The sequence below is a fragment of the Microbacterium binotii genome, from assembly GCF_021398715.1.
Lineage (GTDB): Bacteria > Actinomycetota > Actinomycetes > Actinomycetales > Microbacteriaceae > Microbacterium > Microbacterium binotii_A.
The window spans coordinates 1,728,700-1,751,002 of record NZ_CP090347.1; the positions used below are offsets into that span (position 1 = coordinate 1,728,700).

Below are 22,303 nucleotides of genomic sequence, written 5' to 3' on the forward strand. Positions count from 1 at the left end.
CTCAGCCATCCGACTGTCCGGTGATCACACGGACGAGGCGATCCACCGCCGTCGCGTAACCCTGTACGCCCTCGCCGACGACATGCACGATCGCGACGTCCCGGACGTACGAGTGGTGCCGGAACTCCTCTCGCGCCGTGACATCCGAGATGTGGACCTCCGCGACGGGGAGCGAGACACCGCTCAGAGCATCGCGTAGCACGACCGAGGTGTGGGTGAGACCGCCCGGATTGATCACGATCCCTGCACAGTCCTCGCGCGCTTCATGGATAGCGTCGAGCAGGATGCCCTCGTGGTTGCTCTGCACGGCACGCATCTCGAAACCGTGCGCAGCAGCGGCCTCCGACGCGACTCGCTCGACATCCGCGAGGGTCGCCGTCCCGTAGATGTCGGGCTCACGCGTGCCGAGCAGATTGAGGTTCGGGCCGTTGACGAGCAGGAGACGACGTGGCGAAGTCATTGGAGCACGCTATCAGCAGGTGCCGGCGCACTTTGGGCCGCCAGGCGTACCGGAGCACTCCCGGCTCCGTAACCGTCGTACTCGTCGATGCGCTGCACGAACTCGAAGAACATCTGCCCGATCGTCCTCGTGTAGAAGTGCACGTACTCACCGTCCGCGTCTCGGTCGTAGGCGAGGCGCAGGCGACGAAGTTCGGCCACGCGATCCTCGCTCAGGTCGAATCGAGCAGCGAGATCGTCGTAGTAGTTGCGGGGCATGGCAAGGAGCTCCACGCCCGCCTCGCGCATCTGCGCGGCCAGCGCGGCGGCGTCCCGGCACGCGAAGGCGACATGCTGTCCCGGCGTCGCGGCCGTGCCGCGCTCGACGCTCGCGGGCGGCGCGACGTTCAGTGGCAGCCGGACCGTCCGATGCCGCGTGCTGAGCACGCGGCTGCGCACGAGCCCTTCCGGTCCCGGCACATCCGTCGCCGCGGTCACCCGCATTCCCACGAGGGCGCGGTGGAACAGGACCGCATCCTCCACCACCTGCCAGTCGACCGTGAGGCTGAGATGATCCACCGACTCGATCTCGCCGGCCGTGCCGACTCTGCCGTGCTCGAACTCACCCACCCACGCCGGCTCGCCCGCCGTGACCTCGGCCCAGTAGATCTCCGTCCCGTCCGGCGCCACGGCCGCATCCAGGTGCTGCTCGGACGCGTAAGTGCGGCGATACGGGCGCACGACGCGCAGCTCGGTCGCCCGTAACGAGAGCGCCGCCGGGTCATCAACCAGCAGTCCCATGGCGCTCACGTGCGGCGCCTGACCGCGCGCGTGCTGTTCGTTCAGGACCACGCGGGCATCGCCCGCCGTCCACAGCGTGACGGGCTTCGTGCGATGGCGACCCCGCGAGACGAAACCTGCCCGATCGAGCAGCGCCTCCACCTGCGAGGTGTCCTCCGCCTTGATCTCGATGAAGTCGACGCCGTGGACGGTGCCGGGATGCGGCAGCGCGCAGACGAGTCGATCCGGGACGTCCGCGCCGGCACGCGCGAGCGCATCTTCCAGATACCGCAGTGAGCGCCGCGCATGCCGTGCGGTGACATCGACCGGCGTCTGACGGAACGTGTCGTTGAACACCTCCAGAGACAGCGGACCCCGGTACCCGGCCCGCAGGACGCGGCGCACGAAGTCGACCAGGTCGAAGCTGCCCTCGCCGGGGAAGAGCCGATGATGGCGGCTCCACGAGAGGACGTCCATCGACAGCGACGGCGCGTCCGCGAGCTGGAGGAAGAAGATCCGATCGCCCGGTATGGTCTCGATCGCCTGCGTCTCATGTCCCCGCGAGAGGATGTGGAACGAGTCGAGACAGACGCCGACACTCGGGTGCGCGGCGAGCTCGACCACCCGCCAGGCCCGGCGGTAGTCATCGATGTAGCGCCCCCAGGCGAGCGCCTCGAACGCGATCCGAACGCCGTGGCGCGCAGCCGCCTCACCCAGGCGACGCAGTTGGGAGGCACTCACCTCGTCATCGTCGATCGTCGCCGTGGCGACGTTGCTGCAACACAGCACCGTGCGGATCCCCAGTCGAGCCATGACCGAGAACTTGGCCTCCGCCCGGCGGAGCACGTCGACGAAGAGGTCCTCCGCGACGCCTTCGACGTCGCGCATGGGCTGGTAGAGATCCAACGTCAGTCCGAGCCGCTCCGCCAGCGCACGGATCTCCTCGGGCGACTCCGCTGCGGCGATCAGATCGGGCTCGAAGATCTCCACGCCGTCGAATCCGGCCGCGGCCGCCGCCCGAAGCTTGTCGACCAGCGTCCCGCTGAGGCACACGGTGGCTATGGATGTTCTCATCGCTCCCCCACCACGGCCACATCGATCGCCGTGCCGCCGAGACGGGGATGGCGCGTGAGCACGGCGGGGTCGTGCCCTGGAAGCACGACCGGCACCTCCCCTGCGAGCTCGGCGATGCGGTCGAAGGCCGCGTACATCCCGGGCACATCGTGGAGGATCGCGAAGGGTCGATCCTCCTCGATGTTCTCGTAGTAGTGGCTCGCGTCGGACGCGATGACCACCACACCGGCGGGCGTCACCACGCGGACCACCTGCATGCCGGGGGTATGTCCGCCCACCAGATGCACGCTCACGCCCGGGGCGATCTCGCGGTCGCCGTCCTCGAGCACGACCCGCCCGCTCGACGCGCCGGCACGGAGGCGCACACGGTCTTCGGGATCCGAGAGCCAGCTCTCCCGGTGGTTGCGCCGGGCCGTGTCACTCTCCCAGTACTCGAGCTCGGCGCGCTGCAGATGTAGTGACGCGGCCTCGAAGTCTCCCGCCGTCCCCACGTGGTCGTAGTGAAGATGCGTGAGCACCACCGCCTCGACCTCGGACGCTGCGACGCCCAGGTCGCGCATCAGCTCCGCGGGAGATCCCACGTAGTCGATCCCGTCGGCGGCCGCTGCACGTGCGGGACTGATTCCGGCATCGACGAGGAGCGTGCGGGTCGCCGAACGCAGGACCCACACGTAATATGCCGTCGCGTGTTCCTCGTCGTATCGCGGCGTCCAGTGATGGAAGTGCTGCGCCCGGACGCCGTCGCGCGACGCGTAGCGCACGGCGTAGACCACGTATTCGTCCTCGGACGCGCTCGGGCGCAGCACCGCACTCATCCCGCGTGCACCGCCTCGCGACGAGCGTCGGCCGCATCCGCATCTCCGAGTTCCGACAGCGGGGTGCGATATGTCTCCTTCGCGGTGGCGATCGCGATGACATTGATGACCACGAAACCGGCCGTGATCGCAGCGACGATGAGCCACGCCTGTTCTGACTGACCCGCCACGGCCGTCGCGATGGTCGGGGCGAAGCCCGCGATGGCGAAGCCGATCTGCGTGCCCAGAGCGATTCCGGAAAGGCGGACCTTCGTGGGGAACCACTCGGCGTAGTAGGCGGGCCACACGCCCGCTGTGGCGCTGTGGATCACGCCGAACATCAGGATGCCGACGACGAAGATCCAGAGATAGGAACCGGCCGCGATCGCTCCGAGATAGCCGAAGATCAACACCCCGCAGCCGATCGATCCGAACAGGAACACGGGCTTGCGTCCGATCCGGTCGGCGAGGCGACCCCACAGAGGGATCGTGACGAGCGCGACGACGTTCGCCAGGACACCCACCCAGAGCATCGCGGCACGGTCGAGCCCGACGTCGTTGGTCGCGTACGAGAGGGCGTAGACCGTGAAGATGGTGCTGACCGAGGCGATGACGGCCGCGCAGATCACCCGCAGCAGGGGGCGCCAGTGCCGGCGCAGGAGCACACCCAGTGGAGCCTGCGCGACGGCGCCCTCCGCTCGTTCGGCCAGGAACGCCGGCGTCTCCTCCAGGGTGCGTCGGATGATGAGCGCCGCAATCACGACGACCGCGCTGAGCCAGAAGGGCAGTCGCCAGCCCCACGTGAGAAGTTGATCGGTCGGCAGCAGGGCGACGGGGATGAACACACCGGTGGCGAGGATCTGCCCCGCCTGCGTTCCGCTCATGGTGAAGCTCGTGAAGTATGCCCGTCGGTCATCCGGCGCATGCTCGAGAGTCATCGAGTTCGCGCCCGACTGCTCGCCGCCCGCGGAGAACCCCTGCAGCAGACGCAGGATCACGAGGAAGACCGGCGCGGCAGCCCCGATCTGCTCGTACGTCGGGAGACATCCCACGACGAAGGTGGCGACCCCCATGAGCAGGACGGTGAGCACGAGGACGCGCTTTCGACCGAACCGGTCACCCATGTGCCCGAGCACCAGGGCACCCAACGGTCGCGCGAGATACCCCACTCCGAACGTGCCGATCGCCAGCACCGTCGCGAGGATCGGATCGGAACCGCCGAAGAACACCTTTCCGAACACCAGGGCTGCGGCGGTGCCGTAGATGAAGAAGTCGTAGTACTCGAGAGCACTGCCGATCCAGGCAGCCGTTGCCGCCTTTCGGGGATTGCCTGCCGCACGGGCGGGCGCGTTCGGGTGGGTCGTCATCGACTGCTCCTTGTTCTCCACTTTGAGGACATTTGCGAACGTACTAGTTAGTCCACTGGCATGGTGCACGTTTCACTCCTCCCTGTCAATCCCGCCCGCGACGGTCCGGGAAGGCGAGCGAATGCCTGGACTACGCTGACGTCGTGACCACAAAGCCCACCCGCGATGCCGAGCGCACGCGCATGGAGTTGTTGGCCGTGGCGACGGAGGTGTTCGCAGCCGAGGGCTTCTCGGGCGCTCGAGTCGACGTCATCGCCGAACGCACCCGCACGACGAAGCGGATGATCTACTACTACTTCGGCGGCAAGGAGGGGCTCTACCGCGCGGTTCTCGAGGAGGCGTACCGCGGCATCCGAGACGCCGAGCAGACGCTCGACGTCGACGAAGAGGACCCGCTGCATGCGATACGCCGACTCGCCGAGCTGACGTTCGATCATCACGTGGGTCACCAGGACTTCATCCGCCTCGTGGCCGTCGAGAACATCCACCGGGGAGAGCACATCACGCAGTTGCCCGCGCTTCGGGAGCTCTCCCAGCCGGCGGTCGGCGTTCTCGAGCGCGTTCTCGAGCGCGGACGCACGTCCGGGGTCTTTCGCGACGACGTAGATGCCCTGCAGGTACACCTCATGATCAGTTCCTACTGCGTCTTCCAGATCGCGAACCGCCACACGTTCGGATACCTCTTCGACCTCGATTTCGAGGATCCACGACAGAGGGCGCGCATGCGCGCCACTTTGGGGGACATCGTCGTCGGTTGGCTCACCGACCGCCCGGAACGGCTGCCACGCGGTTGACATGAACCGCTCATCCTGCTTCACTTCCGTACGTACCAGTTCGTACATTGGATGCGAGGACATGGATGTCAACGCCGCGAGCATTTCTCGTCGGGCTGATCGGCTCGGGCATCGGTCCGTCGCTCACACCGAGTCTGCACATGACGGAGGCCGCGCGTCACGCGCTCTCCTACGTCTACCGTCGGATCGATCTCGGTGACCTGGGCCTCCAGCCCGACGAGATCGGCGAGATCCTCACCTGGGCAGAGCGGCTCGGTTACGACGCGTTGAACGTGACGCACCCCTGCAAACAGGCCGTCATCCCCCACCTCGACGAGCTTTCGCCGCAGGCCGCGGGGTTGGGAGCCGTCAACACGGTGCTCCTTCGTGACGGGCGTCGCATCGGGCACAACACGGACACCTCGGGATTCGAGTCCGCATTCCGCGACGAGATGGGAGACGAAGAGCCGGGCGCGGTCGCGCTGCTCGGCGCCGGCGGCGCCGGTTCTGCGGTCGCCGATGCGCTCCTGCGGCTCGGGGCCCGACGCCTCGACGTCATCGACGTCGATCATTCCCGCGCCGAGCGCCTCGCCGGCGAACTGGCCCGGCGACACAGCACTCCGGTGCGCGCGCGCAGCGCAGACGGGATCGCCGACGTGCTCGCCGAAGCCGACGGCCTCGCGCACTGCACACCCACCGGGATGCGAGAGCATCCGGGCCTCCCGGTGGCGGCCGACGTTCTGCGTCCGGACCTCTGGGTCGCTGACATCGTCTATCGGCCGCTGGAGACCCAACTGCTCCGTGTCGCGCGGGAGCGTGGCTGCCGTACGGTCCCGGGCGGCGGCATGGCCGTCCACCAGGCCGCCGACGCCTTCGAACTGATCACCGGCATCCGCCCGGACCCCGCTCGTATGCGCAGGGACTTCACCCGATTGATCGAGGCGACCGGCGAGGCGCCGAGTCGCCCGCCTCAGCCCGCGACTTCCTGGTAGGCCGCGAACAGCAGCGATTCGTCGGGTGCCTGCAACACCGTCGGACGGGCGATGTCGTCGAGCACGATGAACCGCAGCATCCCGCCGCGCGACTTCTTGTCGCGCTGCATGGTGGCCAGCAGCTGCGGCCAGGCGCCGGCGCGATAGGTCGTCGGGAGCCCGAGCGACTCGAGGATCTCCCGATGGCGGGCCGCAGCCCCGTCCGAGAGTCGACCGGCGAGGCGCGAGAGCTCGGCGGCGTACACCATGCCGATGGAGATCGCGGCGCCGTGACGCCACCGGTAGCGCTCGGCGTGCTCGATCGCATGACCGAGCGTGTGACCGTAATTGAGGATCTCCCGCAGGCCCGCCTCACGGAAGTCCTCGCCCACGACGCGCGCTTTCATGTCGATTGCGAGCTCGAGACAGCGTCGGAAGGATGCGGACGACGGATCCACAATGGCCTGCGGTTCCGCTTCGATGCGGTCGAGGATCTCGGGTGCCCAGATGAAGCCCGCCTTGACGACCTCGGCGAAGCCCGCCGTGGCCTCGTTCTGCGACAATCCGTCCAACATCGAGAGATCGCAGACGACCGCCTGTGGCGCCCAGAAGGCGCCGACGAGGTTCTTGCCTTCCGCGGTGTTGATGCCCGTTTTGCCGCCGACCGCCGCGTCGACCATGCCGAGGACGGTCGTCGGCACCTGCACCACCTGGATGCCGCGCAGCCAGGTAGCGGCGACGAAGCCGGCCAGATCTGTCACGGCTCCCCCGCCGAACCCGACGACCGCATCCGTCCGCGTGAAGTCCGCTTGGCCCATGACCTGCCAGCAGAACGCGGCCACCTCGACGCGCTTGCCCTGCTCGGCATCGGGGATCTCTGCCAGGAGCACCTCACGCCCCCCGTCGGCCATGAGGCGTTCGCGCAGGGAGGCTGCGGCCGCAGCCAGTGTCGGCGGGTGGACGACGAGAACCTTGCGGACCGACGCCGCGAGGGCCTCCCCCACCCGATCCAGGATGTCGCGCCCGAGATGGATCGTGTACCCGTTGTCACCGGCGACGGTGATCTCGGTCGTCTCGGTCATGAGTGTCCCTTCGGTGCGGCCGTCCGCGCCCACGCCACGATCTGGTCGACGACGTCGGAGAGCGGTCCGTGCGAGGTGTCGAACGTCACGTCGGCGACGTCGGTGTACAGCGGCATCCGCTCATCCAGGATGCGGCGCCAGCGCGCGACGGGATCCTCGCCCTCGGCGGCGAGGAGCGGACGGTGGCCACCCCCGATCCGGCCGGCCACGATCGCCGGCGAGACCGTCAGGAGGGCGACGCGGTGGGCTCGCAGGTCTGACCGCGTGTCGGGGTCGAGGACGGAACCGCCGCCGAGCGAGACGACGCCGCCTTGAGCCAAGGACTGCGTGACAGCCTCTCGTTCGAGCTCGCGGAAGTGCGCTTCGCCATGCGTGATGAAGATGTCGGCGATCGGACCGTGCGAGCGGACGACGATCGCGTCGGTATCGACGAAACCGAGTTCCAGAATCTTGGCCACCCGCTTACCGATGCTGGTCTTTCCTGCACCCATGGGTCCGACGAGCACGATCGCCGAGGCGGCGGGCGCTGTCATCGATCGAGGTCGGGATCGCTGGCGTCCGCCGTGCGCAGGGTGTCAGGGATCGCCGCGAGGTACGACTGCAGGTTACGGCGGGTCTCGTCGATGTTGTCACCGCCGAACTTCTCGAGCACGACATCGGCGAGGACGATGGCGACCATGGCCTCGGCCACGACGCCGGCGGCCGGGACGGCGCAGACGTCCGAGCGCTGGTGATGCGCGGAGGCGGTCCCGCCCGTGGCGACGTCGATGGTCCGCAGCGCGTGCGGAACGGTCGCGATCGGCTTCATGCCCGCTCGCACCCGCAGCACGGTCCCGGTGGACATGCCGCCCTCGGTGCCGCCGGCGCGGTCGGTGCCGCGCGTGATTCCGCCATCGGTCGCGAACAGCTCGTCGTGCGCCGCGGAGCCGCGCCGACGGGTGGTCTCGAAGCCGTCGCCGACCTCCACGCCCTTGATGGCCTGGATGCTCATGAGCGCCTGCGCGAGCTTGGCGTCGAGACGGCGGTCCCACTGGACGTGCGATCCCAGCCCCGGCGGCATGCCGTAGGCGAGCACCTCGACGATGCCGCCCAGGGTGTCGCCGTCCTTCTTCGCGGCGTCGACCTCGGCCACCATCGCCGCGGACGTCGTCGCATCGAAACAGCGCAGCGGATCCGCATCCAGTGTGTCGACGTCGTCCGGCGTCGGAAGCGCCGCCCCCTCGGGCACGCGCACCGGGCCGATGGAGAGCGTGTGGCTCACCAGGCGGATCCCGAGCTCGCCGAGGAAGGAACGCGCGATCGCCCCCAGGGCGACGCGCGCGGCGGTCTCGCGGGCGCTTGCGCGCTCGAGGATGGGACGCGCCTCGTCGAACCCGTACTTCTGCATGCCGACGAGGTCAGCGTGACCGGGACGAGGACGCGTGAGGGCGGCGCCACGGCCGCGCGAGCGCTCCGTGAGCTCCACCGGCTCGGGGCTCATGACCTCGACCCACTTCGGCCACTCCGTGTTGCCCACGCGCAGCGCGATCGGGCTGCCGATCGAGTATCCGTGCACCACGCCCGAGGAGATCGAGAGTTCGTCCTCCTCGAACTTCATCCGCGAGCCGCGGCCGTAGCCCAGCTTGCGTCGGGCGAGGTCGGCTTGGATCGCGTCACGGGCGACGGGCACGCCGGCAGGCAGGCCTTCCATGATGGCGACGAGTTCGGGGCCGTGCGATTCGCCGGCCGTGAGCACGCGGAGCATTCGTCTATTCTCCCACGAGCGCCCGGCGCATTGCGGCCAGCACCCGTGCTTCGTCATCGAGCGGCTGGTCCTGCTCGCCGCCCACGAAGACGCGCACCTGTCGGAGCGCCTGGTGGAGCAGCATCGGCAGCCCCGACACCGCGCTGAGGCCGCGTTCGGTCCACGCCCGCGACAGGGATGTCGGCCACGTGCCGTAGACGACATCCATGAGGGCGCCACCCGCATCCGCCAGCGAGGACACGACCTCGGGAGGCAGCGCAGCGTCTCCGGGAAGGGTCGCCACGGTGAGGTCGACGGCGTGATGACGGGCGTCCAGATCTCGAGCAGTGCTGCGGATCCCCAGCGCGGCGCCCCGGGCCACGAGGTGCTTCGCCGCCTCCGGACGCCGAGCCAGGATCTCGACGGAACCGACGCCCATTTCCGACAGCGCGACCAAGGCCGATGTGGCAGTGGCCCCGGCTCCCAGGATTCGTGCCGACGACACCTCTCCCACGCCCAGCTCGCGCAGCGCGGCCACGATGCCGCCGACATCCGTGTTGTATCCGCGCGGACCACGCGAATCGAGCAGCAGCGTGTTGACGGCGCCGGTGGCGCCCGCCCTCGCATCGAGCTCCACCGCCGCACGGAAGCCCGCCGACTTGAGGGGCATGGTCAGCGAGAGTCCTCGCCACGATGCATCGAGCGCTGAGAGCTCCGCCTCGAAGCCCGCCTCGTCGACGCGTCGCCGGTCATACGTCCACGCCGCACCGAGCGCGTCGTAGGCGGCCGCATGCAGGAGCGGCGAACGGCTGTGGGCGATCGGATCGCCCCACACGGCGAGGCGCGTGCCGGTCAGCATCCCGAATCCGGGTGCTCGCTGCACCACTGCTGGAACTGCTTCACGTACTTCTGGTGCTCCGCATAGGTCGTCGTGAACACCGTCTCCCCGGTGTCCAGGTTCACCGTGACGAAGTAGAGCCATGGGCCGTCGGCGGGGTGCATCGCCGCATCGATCGCCACATCCCCCGGGTTCGAGATGGGGCCGACCGGCAATCCCGGATGAACATACGTGTTCCACGGGTTGTCGTCGTGCTGCGCCTGTTCGGAGGTGCTCACCGAGCCGGCATGGAGCTCGCCGTAGCCGTACTGGGCGGTGGAGTCCATCTGCAGCAGGCCGAAAGTCTCCTGATTGGACGGATCGAGTCGGTTGAGGATGACGCGCGACACCTTCTGCATGTCGGCCTCGTACCGCGCCTCGCGCTGGATGATCGACGCGATCGTGAGGATGCGCTCCCGCTGATCCGCGGGGACCCCGGCCGCATCCAGCGACTGCACCGTCCGGTCGACCATCATCTGGATGATGGACGTCGCGCTGGTGCCGGGCTCGATCGTGTACGTCGCGGGGAAGAGCCACCCCTCGAGGCTCGAGGCCGAGACGCCGTAGGCCGAGGGGTCCGCCACGGCGGCGGTCAGATCGTCGAGCGAGACGCTCGCGCCGTCGGCGATCCGCTGCAGCGACACATCCACCGTCAGCCCTTCGGGGAGCACGACGCGTCCCTCGAGCCGGTTGGCGGGATCGCCGAGCGCCTCCAGCGCGGCCGCCGAGGTCATCTCCTGCTGGAGCTTGTACGTTCCCGGTTGGAACGTGAAAGCGATGTTGTTGTCGATCATGTAGCTGTACAGCGAGGTCGCGGTGCGCGTCACACCGGCGTCGAACATCTTCTGGGAGACCTGGGGACCGGCGTCGCCGCTGACGACGGTGATCGTCGTCTCGCCGTGCGCCTGTCCGGCCTCGAACTCGGTCGGCTCCTCCCACCCGAGCACCGCGCGGATCTTGTCCTCGTAGGTGTTCCACACCCAGAGACCTCCGGCGGCGACGCCACCGAGGAGCACGACCACGATCGCCAGAGCGATCCACCCGCCTTTGCGACGGCGACGCTTGTTGGGCGGAGGCGGCGGAGCGCCCAGCACATCGGTCGTCGCCTCACCCGTGAACAGGTCGTCCAGCGAGGGACGGGCGGGGGTGGCCGGCGCTGGGTCCGCGGGCGTGCGGAGGATCGGCTCGGACACCGCGGGGGTCGGTGCGGGCGCCGATTCGGGCTGCGGCGCGCTCGCGCGCTGGGCGGCCTCGCGCGCCTCGCGGCGGGAGGAGGGAGTGTCGGACATCAGTCGGTCTCCTGGTCCGGGTCGACGGGAGTGCCGGGCGCCCGACCCGTCTGCTTCTCGACATCGAGGGCGTTCTGCAACAGGATCACGGCGGCGACCTGGTCCACTATTCCACGCGAAGAGCGCTGGGAACGCCCTGAACTCCGCAGCGCCGCATGCGCCGACACCGTGCTCAACCGCTCGTCCACCAGCCGCACGGGGAGAGGACCGGCGACGGCGAGGGCGCGCGCGAACTCGCGGGCATCCTGCGTCGAAGCCGTCTCATTGCCGCTCAGACTGATCGGCAGCCCGACGTAGAGCGCGGTCGCGTTCTCTTCGCGGGCGATGGCGAGGACGCGTTGCGGTGAGTCCTCCGCGCGCGCGACCGTCTCCACCGGCGTCGCCAGCATCCCATCGGGATCGCACCGGGCGACGCCGACCCTCGCCTTGCCCACGTCGATGCCGAGCCGGACGCCCCTGCGGAAGTCGCTCACGCCGACGTGGTCTCCAGCGATCGGACGATGCCCTCGAGCGCGTCGGTCAGCGCCGCCGCATCCGAACCGCCGCCCTGTGCGACGTCATCGCGTCCGCCGCCGCCGCCGCCGAGGACCCCTGCGGCGCCCTTGGCGAGAACCCCTGCCTTGACGCCCGTCCGCCGTGCCGCCTCGTTCGTTGCGACGATGACGATCGGACGTCCTCCTGCTGTCGCGCCGAGAGCGACGACGCTCGCGTCCTCGCCGAGCCGGTCGCGAACCGCCAGTGCCACCGTGCGCAGATCGTCGGCCGATCCCACGGCGCCGATCGAGGCGACGACGGCGCCGACCTGCCCGACTCGGCGCACCTGCGTCGCAAGCTCGGGGGCGCGCTGGGCGAGAGCCTGCGCTTCGAAGGCCGCGATCTTCTTCTCGGCCGCCTTCAGGCTTGCCGCAAGATCGGCGATCCGTGCGGGAATCTGCTCGCGGGGGACCTTCAGGTCCGACGTCAGCTGAGACACGATCGCACGCTCTGCCGCGAGATCGCGGAACGCGTCCAGTCCGACGAGGGCCTCGACCCGGCGCGCGGTCGCGCCCACCGAGGACTCCCCCACGAGGTTGATGAGTCCCACCTCCGCGCTGGAGGCGACATGCGTTCCGGCACACAGCTCGCGCGACCACGGGCCGCCGATGTCGACCATGCGCACAGTCGTCCCGTACTTCTCGCCGAACAGCGCCATCGCGCCCAGTTCCTTTGCCTCGTCGAGGGGCAGCACACGGGTGGTCACCTCGAGGTTGTCGCGCACGGCGTTGTTGGCGATCTCCTCGATCTCGCTCCGCGTCGCGGGCGAGAGCGCCTGGCTCCAGTTGAAGTCGAAGCGCATGTACCCGGCACGGTTCAAAGAGCCCGCCTGGGTCGCGGAGCTTCCCAGGGTGTCTCGCAGAGCCGCGTGCACGAGGTGGGTCGCGGAGTGCGCCTGACGCGCGGCGCGGCGGTTGGCTGCATCCACCACCGTCGTCGCCGCATCGCCGACACCGACCTCGCCCGTGAGCACCTCGACGGTGTGGCTGATGAGTCCCGGCACGGGCTTCTGCACGTCCAGCACGTCCAGCTCGAAGCCCGACCCGACGATGGTGCCCTTGTCGGCGACCTGTCCGCCGGATTCCGCGTACAGCGCGGTGGCGGGCAGGATCACCTCGACGACCTGGCCCTGCCGCGCGCGGTCGACCGAGACCCCTTCGTGCAGGATGCCCAGCACGCGCGATTCGGTCGCGAGGTCCGTGTACCCGGTGAAGACGGTCTCACCCTGAGCGCGGAAGTCGCGGTACACGCTGTGATCGGCGAGCTGGCGACGACGGCTCTTGGCGTCCGCCTTCGCCCGGGTGCGCTGCTCCTGCATCAGGGTGTCGAATGCGTCGCGGTCGACGCTGAGCCCGGCCTCCTCGGCGACTTCGAGCGTCAGATCGATGGGGAAGCCGTAGGTATCGTGCAGGAGGAACGCCTGGTCACCGGAGATCGAGGCGCCGCCCGTCTTCTTCGTCTCGGCGATCGAGAGGTCGAGGATCGACGATCCTGAGGCCAGCGTGCGAAGGAAGGTCTCCTCCTCCGCGAAGGCATACTGCGAGATGCGTCCCCAGTCCTCGGCCACGACGGGGTACGACGCTGCCATCGCATCACGAGACGCCGAGAAGAGCTCCGGGAAGGTGGCGCCGTCGACTCCGAGCAATCGCATCGCGCGGATGGAGCGGCGCATGAGGCGGCGCAGGATGTAGCCGCGGCCCTCGTTGGACGGCGTCACACCGTCGGAGAGCAGCATGAGAGACGAACGGACATGGTCGGCGATGACGCGGTAGCGCACATCGTCCTCATGCTCTTTGCCGTACGGCCGGCCGGAGAGCTCGACCGCGCGATCGAGGACGGGGCGCACCTGATCCGTCTCGTACATGTTGTCGACGCCCTGCTTGATGAAGGCGACGCGCTCGAGCCCCATGCCGGTGTCGATGTTCTTGTTCGGCAGCTCACCGACGATGTCGAAGTCGATCTTCGAGCGCACGTTGGTGATCGCGTACTGCATGAACACGAGGTTCCAGATCTCCGTGAACCGCGAATCGTCGACGGCGGGGCCGCCGTCGCGGCCGTAGGCCGGCCCACGGTCGAAGTAGATCTCGGAACAGGGGCCGGCCGGGCCGGGCTGACCCGTCGACCAGTAGTTGTCCTCGCGCCCGAGTCGCTGGATGCGGTGTTCCGGCAGTCCAGCGATGCGTCGCCAGAGATCGGCGGCCTCGTCGTCGGTCTCGTAGACCGTGACCCACAGGTCCTTCTCCTGGAAACCGAGACCACCATCGGCCTCGGAGCGCGTCAGAAGGTCCCAGGCGTAGGTGATGGCGCCTTCTTTGAAGTAGTCGCCGAAAGACCAGTTCCCGAGCATCTGGAAGAACGTGCCGTGGCGGGCGGTGTGACCGACCTCCTCGATGTCGTTGGTCCGGATGCACTTCTGCACGTCGGCGGCCCGCGGGAACGGGGGCGGCACCGTCCCATTGAGGAACGGGACGAACGGCACCATCCCGGCGACGGTGAACAGGAGAGTCGGGTCATCGCTGACCAGAGAGGCGGAGGGAACGATGGTGTGATCGTTCTTCTCGAAAAAGTCGAGGTAACGCTGGGCGATCTCGGCGGTCTTCATGCGGTGTCTTCCTCGGGCAGGACAGGAAGGCCGCCGTAGCGGCCGTTCGGAGTTCGCGGGTGGTCAGCGATCGGCGGCAGCGGAGCCTTCGGCATCGGGCCCGGTCTCGAACCGGGCCTGCTGCTCGTGGTAGGCGTCTTGGATGCGGTCGGTGAACTCTGTGATGCGGGCGTCGATCTCAGCGAGCATCTCGTGTCCGCGCGGATCCTTGTTGACGAGGTGCGCGAGCACGAACCCGGCCGTCGTTCCGACCGCGAACCAGAGAAGACTTCTCACCGTGACCTCTTCCTCATCGTGTCCGCGTCTGTCGCGAGCATCCTCCATCGTAGGCGAGAACGGATGCCGGCGACGGGTCGACGACGAAGGGCGCCGGGATGACCCCGACGCCCTTCGTGCGCGAACGACTCAGCGCGCGGCGTAGTACTCGACGACCAGCTGCACGTCACAGGTCACGGGGACCTCGGCGCGCTTCGGACGACGCACCAGGCGAGCCTGGAGCTTGTCGAGCTCGACCTCGAGGTAACCGGGGACGTTCGGCAGGACCTCGGCGTGACCGCCGGCGGCTGCGACCTGGAACGGCTCGGTGCCCTCGCTGCGGGTCTTGACGTGGATCAGCTGACCGGGCTTGACGCGGAACGACGGGCGGTCCACGATCTGGCCGTCGACCATGATGTGGCGGTGCACGACGAACTGACGCGCCTGCGCCGTGGTGCGGGCGAAACCGGAACGCAGCACGAGGGCGTCGAGACGCATCTCGAGCAGCTCGACGAGGTTCTCACCCGTCAGGCCGTCGGTGCGACGGGCTTCGTTGAACGCGATACGCAGCTGCTTCTCGCGGATGCCGTACTGCTCACGCAGACGCTGCTTCTCACGCAGGCGGACGGCGTAGTCGCTGTCGGCCTTGCGCTTGGTGCGGCCGTGCTCGCCGGGAGCGTAGGGACGCTTCTCGAGGTAGCGGGCGGCCTTGGGGGTCAGCGCGACGCCGAGCGCGCGCGACAGGCGGACCTTGCGGCGGTCCTGGGACTTCGTGGTCACGAAGGTGTCCTTCCGATGACGTGGCCGCGCCTTTCGCGGCTCACGGGCGTATCACCCGACTTCTCCCGATGACGCGCACGCCGGGGCGCGTCGGACGGTGGAGCAGAAGGAGGGGGATGCCCGAAAACTCGGTTTCGAGCCGATTCATCCTATCAGACCGTCTTACGGCTCTCACGGGCGTGCCGCCCCGTCGTCAGCCACAGCGAACTCTGCAACGCGATGATGGCCTCGCCCGGCAGCGCGTCCGCGATGGCAGGGGTGTGGATGCTGTTACGGTCGGCGATGATCGAGCCGGTGTCGGTCCGCGCGGCGAAGGCACGCGCGACCCGTTCGCGAAGGAGTGCTCGTTCGTGCTCGAAGGACGGCAGCTGCTGCGCCACTGCCCATGACCACGCCGCATCGACCTCCGCAGCGGCAGCCGGCCTGCGGCGTCGATGGGCGGCGAACCACACCGCGACACCCGCAGACAACACGGCCACGACGACGACGGCGACGACCGTGGCGGGTGCGGTGAGCCCGTTCGCGTACGCGACGATCACGGCGCCGGCGCCCAGGGCATACAACAGGGCGGCACGCGCGGCCACGGTGGACACGGAACGGTCGACCACCCTCTGCCCCACCGCCGCCAGCATCGCCACCAGCTCGAGCACCACGACGCCGGCGACGGTGAGCGAGGCAGCATCGGTCTGCAGCCTCTCCAGTCGGTGCTCGCGGTCGAACTGCACGCTGAGCATGTTGACGCTGATCAGGACGGTCGCACCCACGAGCACCAGCAGGAACTGCAGACCCGCCAGCGGTGCGCCGAACGACGTCGCCGCGCCGAATCGGCGGCGCGCAGACCGCTTGGCCTCGCGCTCCATCCGCCTGCTCAGCGCAGCGGCGTCGTCGGAGAGTCCGTCAGCGAGTTCGCGCATCCCGTAGAACACGAGCAGCCCGTACTCGAGGTTTCGATCGGCGACGGATGCGGCCGCCTCGGCATCACCGCCGTGCCGAGCCGTCACGAAGCCACCGCCACCGGGCGCTCATCCCTCGAGGATCCGGCGGATCTTCTCGACACGCGCCGCGATGTCGCGCTCGAGACCGCGCTGAGTGGGTTGGTAGTACCGTCGCCCTCTCAGTTCGTCGGGGAGGTACTGCTGCGTCGCGACGCCCACGTCGAGGTCGTGCGGGTAGACATAGCCTTTGCCGTGCCCCAGACGCTTGGCGCCCGGATAGTGCGCGTCGCGCAGGTGTGCCGGGACCCGGCCGAAGCCGCCCGCCTTCACATCCGCGATCGCGGCGTTGATGGCGTTGTACGCAGCGTTCGACTTCGCGGTGGTCGCGAGATACACCGTCGCCTCGGCGAGAGGGATACGCCCTTCGGGCATACCGATGAACGCCACCGCGTCCGCAGCGGCGACGGCGATCGGCAGGGCCTGCGGATCGGCGAGCCCGATGTCCTCCGCCGCGGAGATGACCAGACGTCGTGCGATGAACCGGGGGTCCTCCCCCGCCTCGATCATGCGCGCCAGGTAGTGGATCGCGGCGTCCGCATCCGACCCGCGGATCGACTTGATGAACGCGCTGATGACGTCGTAGTGCTCGTCACCTTGGCGGTCGTAGCGCAGCAGCGCCCGATCGACCGCCTGCGCGATGAGGGCCGCCGTGATCCGCGGTTCCCCGTCGCCGTCGGTCATGGCCGCCGCCGCCTCCAGCGCCGTCAGCGCGCGCCGGGCGTCTCCGGAGGCCAGGCGGACGAGCGCCTCCCTCGCCTCGTCGTCGAGCGCGATCCGCCCGGCGAGTCCTCGTGGATCGCTCACGGCCCGATCCACGAGCTCTCCGAGATCGTCGTCACCGAGCGGCTTCAGTGTGAGCAGCAGTGAGCGGGACAGAAGCGGAGAGATCACCGAGAACGAGGGGTTCTCGGTGGTCGCGGCGATCAGCACGACCCATCCGTTCTCGACCCCGGGCAACAGCGCGTCCTGCTGGGCCTTGGTGAAGCGATGGATCTCGTCCAGGAAGAGGATGGTGGACTGCCCGTACAGATCGCGCTGATTGAGCGCTTCCTGCATCACCTCACGAACGTCCTTCACACCGGCGGTAATGGCCGACAGCTCGACGAAACGACGCCCGGAAGAACGCGCGATCGCTTGCGCGAGCGTGGTCTTCCCGGTGCCGGGCGGCCCCCACAGGATCACGGACACCGCTCCGGACGTCTGCCGCTCGGGGTCGGCCAGCGCGACGAGCGGCGAACCGGGCTTCAAGAGGTGTCCCTGCCCTGCGACCTCGGCCAGCGACGCCGGACGCATGCGCACGGCAAGAGGCGTCTGACCCTGGAAGAGGGCACCGGAGGAGGTCACTCCCCCAGGCTAACGGCGGCCGACGACGCCCGGCTTTGATGGCGGCCGCCGGCGCCGCATAGGATCGGCTGGTCCGGCAGGCGAGGAGGAACCGTGGCAGCGGGAAACAAGCAGCAGCGTGCCGAGCGCGAGCGCGCTCGTCTGTATCAGGCGCGCCGCGCCCACCACGACGCACAGATCACGCGGCGCCGCCGCGACAACATCCTCGCGGGGCTCGGTGGCGGCGTGCTCGTCCTCGCTGTCCTCGGCGGTCAGATCGCGTACTACACGGTCGGACCCGGCGTGAGCTCCCCCGTCGTCGAGACACCGAGCCCGGCGCCCTCCGACCCCGCGCCCACCTCGACACCGCTGCCGACTCCGGAGCCCACGTCCTGACCTGCACGGCGCCGGACCGACCGGCGTACTAGGCTGAATCCGATTTCCCCCGCCGACGCGAGACGCTCGAGGTGCCCCGTGACTGCCGCGACAGACCACACCCCTGACCAGCCCGACACCACCGGGGCCGTTGAAGAGCCCTGGGGTCGGGTGGATGCCGATGGCACCGTCGCCGTGCGCGAGGGCGAGAACTGGCGCGTCGTCGGGCAGTACCCCGACGGCACTCCGGATGAGGCGCTGGCGTACTTCGTTCGCAAGTACACCGATCTCGCGAGCGAGGTGACGCTCCTGGAGGTCCGTCATCGTCGCGGAGGCGCGTCGGCATCCGACCTGCGTCACACGGCGAACGCGCTGCGCGAGAAGGTCACTGACGCCGCCGCCGTCGGCGACCTCGAGGCACTGCGCGCTCGGCTCGACGCACTCGTCGCCTCGCTGGCCGAAGCGAGCGCGCATGAGGCGGAGGCTGCGAAGGCCGCTGTCGACGAAGCGCTCGCCCAGCGCACAGTCCTCGTCGAGCGGGCGGAGGCCCTCGCTCAACGCGACCCGAAGTCGCTGCAGTGGAAGCAGGTCACCGCGGAGCTGACCGAACTCTTCGACCAGTGGCAGAGCCAGCAGCAGAACGGCCCGCGTCTGCCGAAGTCCGCGTCGCAGCAGCTGTGGACGCGCTTCCGCGACGCGCGCAGTGCGCTCGAGCGCCATCGCCGCGCGTTCTATGCGGAGCTCGACGAGGTGCACAAGGCCGCCAAGGACCGCAAGACGCGCCTGGTGGAGCGCGCCGAGGCTCTCGCACCGCGCGGGGAGGACGGTATCCCCGCGTACCGCGACCTCCTCGACGACTGGAAAGCCGCGGGACGCGCCGGCAAGCGCGTCGACGATGCGCTCTGGGCCCGTTTCAAGGCCGCGGGCGACGCGCTCTACGGCGCGCGCCAGGGCCGCGAGGCCGCCGAGGCCGAGGAGTCCAAGGAGCGGATCGTCGCCAAGCAGGCGCTGCTCGAGACGGCGAAGCCCATCGTCGACGAGAAGAACCTGTCGACGGCCCGTCAGCGTCTCACCGAGATCCAGCGCCAGTGGGACGAAATCGGCCGGATCTTCCCGCGCGATCGCGAGCGGGCACTCGACGACGAACTGCGCAAGATCGAGCAGCATGTGCGCGGCCGTGAGGACGCCGAGTGGAAGCGCAACGAGCCGGAGACGACGGCTCGTGCCAACGACATGACCCGTCAACTGACGGACGCCATCGAGAAGCTCGAGAGCGAACTGGCCGACGCGGAGGCCCGCAAGGACACGAAGGCCGCGAAGACGGCACGCGAGTCGCTCGAGGCGCGCAAGGCGTGGCTGCGCGCCATCGGCGGCTGACCTTCCCTCCTCCTGACCGCGACGCGCGGGGCCTGTCCACAGATCGGACAGGCCCCGCGCGTCTCTGCGTTCGATCCCGGCACACTGAGGCGATGGGATCGCGTTTCCTCTACTTCCCGAGCCAACTGCTCAGCCGCGCTGAGCTCACGGCTGCGTGTCTCGACGGCGATCTCGTGGGACTCGGCGAGGGCTTCGTCCCGGCGGACACGATCGAGACGGCGGCGCTACGAGCCGCATCCCTGCACCCTCTCGTCGGCGAACGAATGGCCGCGACCCACCGCAGCGCCGCCTGGGTGCACGGCTTCATCGACGAGGTGCCCGTCCGTCACGACCTGCAGCGCATCAGCGAGCATCGCCTGCACGAGCCCGTGGACCGGCGCTTCGTCTACCGCGATCCGCGCATCCCCGATGACGACCTGCTCCGTCTCGGCGGCGTTCCCGTCACGACGCCGGCTCGCACCGTCGCCGATCTCGCTCGGGGTACCGATGAGGCGGCTCGCGGCCTGCTGGGACAGTGCGCCGAGCGAGCACCCGAAGCCATCCACGGCGCCATCGCGTGGCTCGATTCCAGACGACGCGTACCGCGTCGCCTGGCGGCGCTCGCGCTTCTGCAGGAGCTCGTCAGGAAGATGTGACGCGGTAGACGTCGTACACGGCGTCGATACGGCGCACCGCGTTCAGCACGCGGTCGAGGTGCACGGTGTCGCCCATCTCGAAAACGAAACGGCTGAGCGCGAGACGGTCGTTCGACGTGGAGACCGTCGCGGAGAGGATGTTGACGTGGTGTTCGCTCAGCACCCGCGTCACGTCGCTGAGCAGCCCCGAGCGATCGAGCGCCTCCACCTGGATCTGTACGAGGAAGACGCTCTTCGTGGTCGGCGCCCACTCGACATCGATCATGCGCTCGGGATCGGCCTCGAGCGCCTTGACGTTGGTGCAGTCGGCGCGGTGCACCGAGACACCGCTGCCGCGGGTCACGAAGCCGACGATCTCATCCCCCGGGACCGGTGTGCAGCATTTCGCGAGCTTGACGAGGATGTCGGGCGCACCGCGCACGAGCACTCCGGAATCGCCGTCGCGCGGCGCTCGGCCCCGACCGATGTGCGGGATGTCGATCGGGCCGGTGGACGTGTCGTTGTCCGCCGCGACGAGCGCCGTGACCTTCTCGATCACCGACTGGGTGGAGACGTGTCCCTCGCCGACAGCCGCGTAGAGCGCCGACACGTCCTCGTAGCGCAGCTGCTGCGCGACCTGCGTGAACGAGTCCTGACTCATCAGGCGCTGCAGCGGCAGGTTCTGGCGCCGCATCGCGCGCGCGATGGACTCGCGCCCCTGCTCTATCGCCTCTTCACGGCGTTCCTTGGTGAACCAGCCGCGGATCTTGTTGCGGGCGCGAGTGCTCTTGACGAACCCGAGCCAGTCCTGGCTGGGTCCCGCATCCGGGTTCTTGGAGGTGAAGACCTCGACGACGTCGCCGGAATGGAGCTCGGACTCGAGCGGAACGAGCCGGCCGTTGACCTTCGAGCCCATCGTGCGGTGCCCGATCTCGGTGTGCACCGCGTACGCGAAGTCCACCGGGGTCGCGCCCGCAGGCAGGCCGATGACGCGTCCCTTGGGCGTGAAGACGTAGACCTCCTTCGCGCCGATCTCGAACCTGAGCGAGTCGAGGAACTCGCCCGGGTCGGCGGTCTCCGCCTGCCAGTCGGAGATATGGGCGAGCCACGCCATGTCGGCGTCGACGGCCTTCGTGTCGGTCTTGGCGCCCGACATCCGCTCCTTGTACTTCCAGTGCGCCGCGACACCGAACTCGGCCTGCTGATGCATCTCGTTCGTTCGGATCTGGATCTCGACCGTGCGCCCGTTCGGGCCGATGACGGTCGTGTGCAGCGACTGGTACAGATTGAACTTGGGCGTCGCGATGTAGTCCTTGAACCGCCCGGGTAGCGGCGTCCATCGCGCGTGGAGCGCACCGAGCACGGCATAGCAGTCGCGGACGGTCGCCACGATCACGCGGATGCCGATCAGGTCGTAGATGTCGTCGAACTCGCGACCTCGCACGACCATCTTTTGATAGACGGAGTAGAGCTGCTTCGGGCGACCCGCCACCCTGCCGCGGATCCGCAGCTCGCGCAGATCCTCTTCCACCGCATTGATGACGTTCTGCAGGTACTGTTCCCGCTGGGGCGTGCGCTGCTTGACGAGGCTGTCGATCTCGACGTAGAGCTTCGGGTGCAGCACCGCGAACGAGAGGTCTTCGAGCTCGGACTTGATCGCCTGGATGCCGAGCCTGTGCGCCAGCGGTGCGTAGATCTCGAGCGTCTCGGTCGCCTTCTTGGATGCCTTCTCGGGCGGCACGAAGCCCCACGTGCGGGCGTTGTGCAGGCGGTCCGCGAGCTTGATGACGAGCACGCGGATGTCGCGAGACATCGCCACGATCATCTTGCGGACGGTCTCCGCCTGTGCGCTCTCGCCGTATTTGACCTTGTCGAGCTTCGTGACGCCGTCCACCAGCATCGCGACCTCATCGCCGAACTCGGCGCTCAGCTCATCGAGCCGGTATCCCGTGTCCTCGACGGTGTCGTGCAACAGCGCGGCTGCGACCGCCTTCGGCCCGAGGCCGAGATCCGCCAGGATCTGAGCCACCGCGAGCGGATGCGTGATGTACGGCTCGCCGCTCTGCCGCTTCTGCCCCTCGTGCGCCCGGGCCGCCACCACGTAGGCCCGTTCGACGATCGCGAGATCGCCTTTCGGGTGGTGGGTCCGGACCGTGCGAACGAGCTTGTCGACGTCGTCACGGCGGGCGGCGCGCGAGAAGATGCGCGGGATCAGGCGACGCAGAGACGAACTCTGGGCGCCCGCGGGAAGCGTCTCGGCCATGCCTCGATCACCGCCCT

Annotated in this window: 21 protein-coding genes; 5 read left to right on the plus strand and 16 right to left on the minus strand. The window is 68.8% G+C overall.

Annotated features, from left to right (window positions below; translation table 11 throughout):
• Window position 1 precedes the first annotated feature (1 nt).
• Genes aroQ through LXM64_RS08705 form a run of 4 tightly spaced genes read right to left on the minus strand, consistent with a single transcriptional unit; the run spans window position 2 to window position 4,453 of the window.
• On the minus strand, window positions 2-460 hold the full coding sequence (aroQ, locus tag LXM64_RS08690; RefSeq protein WP_234072886.1) for a type II 3-dehydroquinate dehydratase: 459 nt from the start codon (window positions 458-460) through the stop codon (window positions 2-4).
• Window positions 457-2,292 carry a bifunctional sugar phosphate isomerase/epimerase/4-hydroxyphenylpyruvate dioxygenase family protein gene (locus LXM64_RS08695; RefSeq protein WP_234072887.1) on the minus strand — a complete coding sequence of 612 codons (1,836 nt, stop codon included), beginning with the start codon at window positions 2,290-2,292 and terminating at the stop codon, window positions 457-459. Before LXM64_RS08695 ends, aroQ begins: the two co-directional genes overlap by 4 nt.
• Window positions 2,289-3,107 carry an N-acyl homoserine lactonase family protein gene (locus LXM64_RS08700; RefSeq protein ID WP_234072888.1) on the minus strand — a complete coding sequence of 273 codons (819 nt, stop codon included), beginning with the start codon at window positions 3,105-3,107 and terminating at the stop codon, window positions 2,289-2,291. Before LXM64_RS08700 ends, LXM64_RS08695 begins: the two co-directional genes overlap by 4 nt.
• Window positions 3,104-4,453 (minus strand): MFS transporter, encoded by a 1,350-nt coding sequence (locus LXM64_RS08705; protein WP_234072889.1) that lies wholly within the window; start codon window positions 4,451-4,453, stop codon window positions 3,104-3,106. Before LXM64_RS08705 ends, LXM64_RS08700 begins: the two co-directional genes overlap by 4 nt.
• A 143-nt stretch (window positions 4,454-4,596) precedes the next feature.
• On the opposite strand from LXM64_RS08705, the gene LXM64_RS08710 reads away from it, so the two are divergent.
• Together LXM64_RS08710 and LXM64_RS08715 are read left to right on the plus strand one after the other, a co-directional pair.
• Window positions 4,597-5,247 (plus strand): TetR/AcrR family transcriptional regulator, encoded by a 651-nt coding sequence (locus tag LXM64_RS08710; RefSeq protein ID WP_234072890.1) that lies wholly within the window; start codon window positions 4,597-4,599, stop codon window positions 5,245-5,247.
• A 65-nt stretch (window positions 5,248-5,312) separates the two neighbouring features.
• Window positions 5,313-6,218, plus strand: a complete 906-nt coding sequence (locus tag LXM64_RS08715) for a shikimate dehydrogenase (RefSeq protein ID WP_234072891.1) — start codon at window positions 5,313-5,315, stop codon at window positions 6,216-6,218.
• Here LXM64_RS08715 and aroB read toward each other — a convergent pair.
• The 11 genes from aroB to LXM64_RS08770 all read right to left on the minus strand — a co-directional run bounded on the left by aroB (window position 6,197) and on the right by LXM64_RS08770 (window position 17,678).
• A complete protein-coding gene (gene aroB / locus LXM64_RS08720; RefSeq protein ID WP_234072892.1) occupies window positions 6,197-7,279 on the minus strand; it encodes a 3-dehydroquinate synthase in 1,083 nt (360 codons plus the stop codon). The two genes, LXM64_RS08715 and aroB, sit on opposite strands and share 22 nt — an antisense overlap.
• Window positions 7,276-7,812, minus strand: a complete 537-nt coding sequence (locus LXM64_RS08725) for a shikimate kinase (protein WP_234072893.1) — start codon at window positions 7,810-7,812, stop codon at window positions 7,276-7,278. The genes aroB and LXM64_RS08725 overlap by 4 nt, the downstream gene beginning before the upstream one ends.
• Window positions 7,809-9,023: a chorismate synthase gene (gene aroC / locus LXM64_RS08730; RefSeq protein ID WP_234072894.1), complete on the minus strand. Its 1,215-nt coding sequence runs from the start codon at window positions 9,021-9,023 to the stop codon at window positions 7,809-7,811. The genes LXM64_RS08725 and aroC overlap by 4 nt, the downstream gene beginning before the upstream one ends.
• Window positions 9,024-9,027: 4 nt before the next feature.
• Window positions 9,028-9,888, minus strand: coding sequence for a shikimate dehydrogenase (locus tag LXM64_RS08735; protein WP_326490521.1), 861 nt, complete (start codon window positions 9,886-9,888; stop codon window positions 9,028-9,030).
• Window positions 9,855-11,168, minus strand: coding sequence for an endolytic transglycosylase MltG (gene mltG / locus LXM64_RS08740; protein WP_234072895.1), 1,314 nt, complete (start codon window positions 11,166-11,168; stop codon window positions 9,855-9,857). The genes LXM64_RS08735 and mltG overlap by 34 nt, the downstream gene beginning before the upstream one ends.
• Entirely contained in the window at window positions 11,168-11,641 is a 474-nt protein-coding gene (ruvX, locus tag LXM64_RS08745; protein WP_234072896.1) for a Holliday junction resolvase RuvX, read from the minus strand. Before ruvX ends, mltG begins: the two co-directional genes overlap by 1 nt.
• On the minus strand, window positions 11,638-14,304 hold the full coding sequence (gene alaS, locus LXM64_RS08750) for an alanine--tRNA ligase (RefSeq protein ID WP_234072897.1): 2,667 nt from the start codon (window positions 14,302-14,304) through the stop codon (window positions 11,638-11,640). The genes ruvX and alaS overlap by 4 nt, the downstream gene beginning before the upstream one ends.
• 63 nt (window positions 14,305-14,367) lie before the next feature.
• Window positions 14,368-14,580, minus strand: coding sequence for a hypothetical protein (locus LXM64_RS08755; RefSeq protein ID WP_234072898.1), 213 nt, complete (start codon window positions 14,578-14,580; stop codon window positions 14,368-14,370).
• A gap of 129 nt (window positions 14,581-14,709) precedes the next feature.
• On the minus strand, window positions 14,710-15,339 hold the full coding sequence (gene rpsD, locus LXM64_RS08760; RefSeq protein ID WP_137416951.1) for a 30S ribosomal protein S4: 630 nt from the start codon (window positions 15,337-15,339) through the stop codon (window positions 14,710-14,712).
• Window positions 15,340-15,491: 152 nt separating this feature from the next.
• Window positions 15,492-16,340, minus strand: coding sequence for a hypothetical protein (locus LXM64_RS08765; RefSeq protein ID WP_234072899.1), 849 nt, complete (start codon window positions 16,338-16,340; stop codon window positions 15,492-15,494).
• A 21-nt stretch (window positions 16,341-16,361) separates the two neighbouring features.
• The gene (locus tag LXM64_RS08770; protein WP_419144831.1) at window positions 16,362-17,678 is read right to left on the minus strand and encodes a replication-associated recombination protein A; all 1,317 of its coding nucleotides are present in this window, start codon (window positions 17,676-17,678) and stop codon (window positions 16,362-16,364) included.
• Between the two features lie 93 nt (window positions 17,679-17,771).
• Here LXM64_RS08770 and LXM64_RS08775 point away from each other — a divergent pair, with 93 nt between their 5' ends.
• From LXM64_RS08775 to LXM64_RS08785, 3 genes are all read left to right on the plus strand, one after another.
• Window positions 17,772-18,053: a dioxygenase gene (locus tag LXM64_RS08775; protein ID WP_234072900.1), complete on the plus strand. Its 282-nt coding sequence runs from the start codon at window positions 17,772-17,774 to the stop codon at window positions 18,051-18,053.
• 78 nt (window positions 18,054-18,131) lie between these two features.
• Complete coding sequence (locus LXM64_RS08780; protein ID WP_234072901.1) at window positions 18,132-19,409, plus strand: DUF349 domain-containing protein; 1,278 nt, start codon at window positions 18,132-18,134, stop codon at window positions 19,407-19,409.
• 92 nt (window positions 19,410-19,501) lie between these two features.
• Window positions 19,502-20,044 carry a type IV toxin-antitoxin system AbiEi family antitoxin gene (locus tag LXM64_RS08785; RefSeq protein ID WP_137416947.1) on the plus strand — a complete coding sequence of 181 codons (543 nt, stop codon included), beginning with the start codon at window positions 19,502-19,504 and terminating at the stop codon, window positions 20,042-20,044.
• Here LXM64_RS08785 and LXM64_RS08790 read toward each other — a convergent pair.
• Window positions 20,031-22,286: a RelA/SpoT family protein gene (locus tag LXM64_RS08790; RefSeq protein WP_234072902.1), complete on the minus strand. Its 2,256-nt coding sequence runs from the start codon at window positions 22,284-22,286 to the stop codon at window positions 20,031-20,033. The two genes, LXM64_RS08785 and LXM64_RS08790, sit on opposite strands and share 14 nt — an antisense overlap.
• Window positions 22,287-22,303 lie beyond the last annotated feature (17 nt).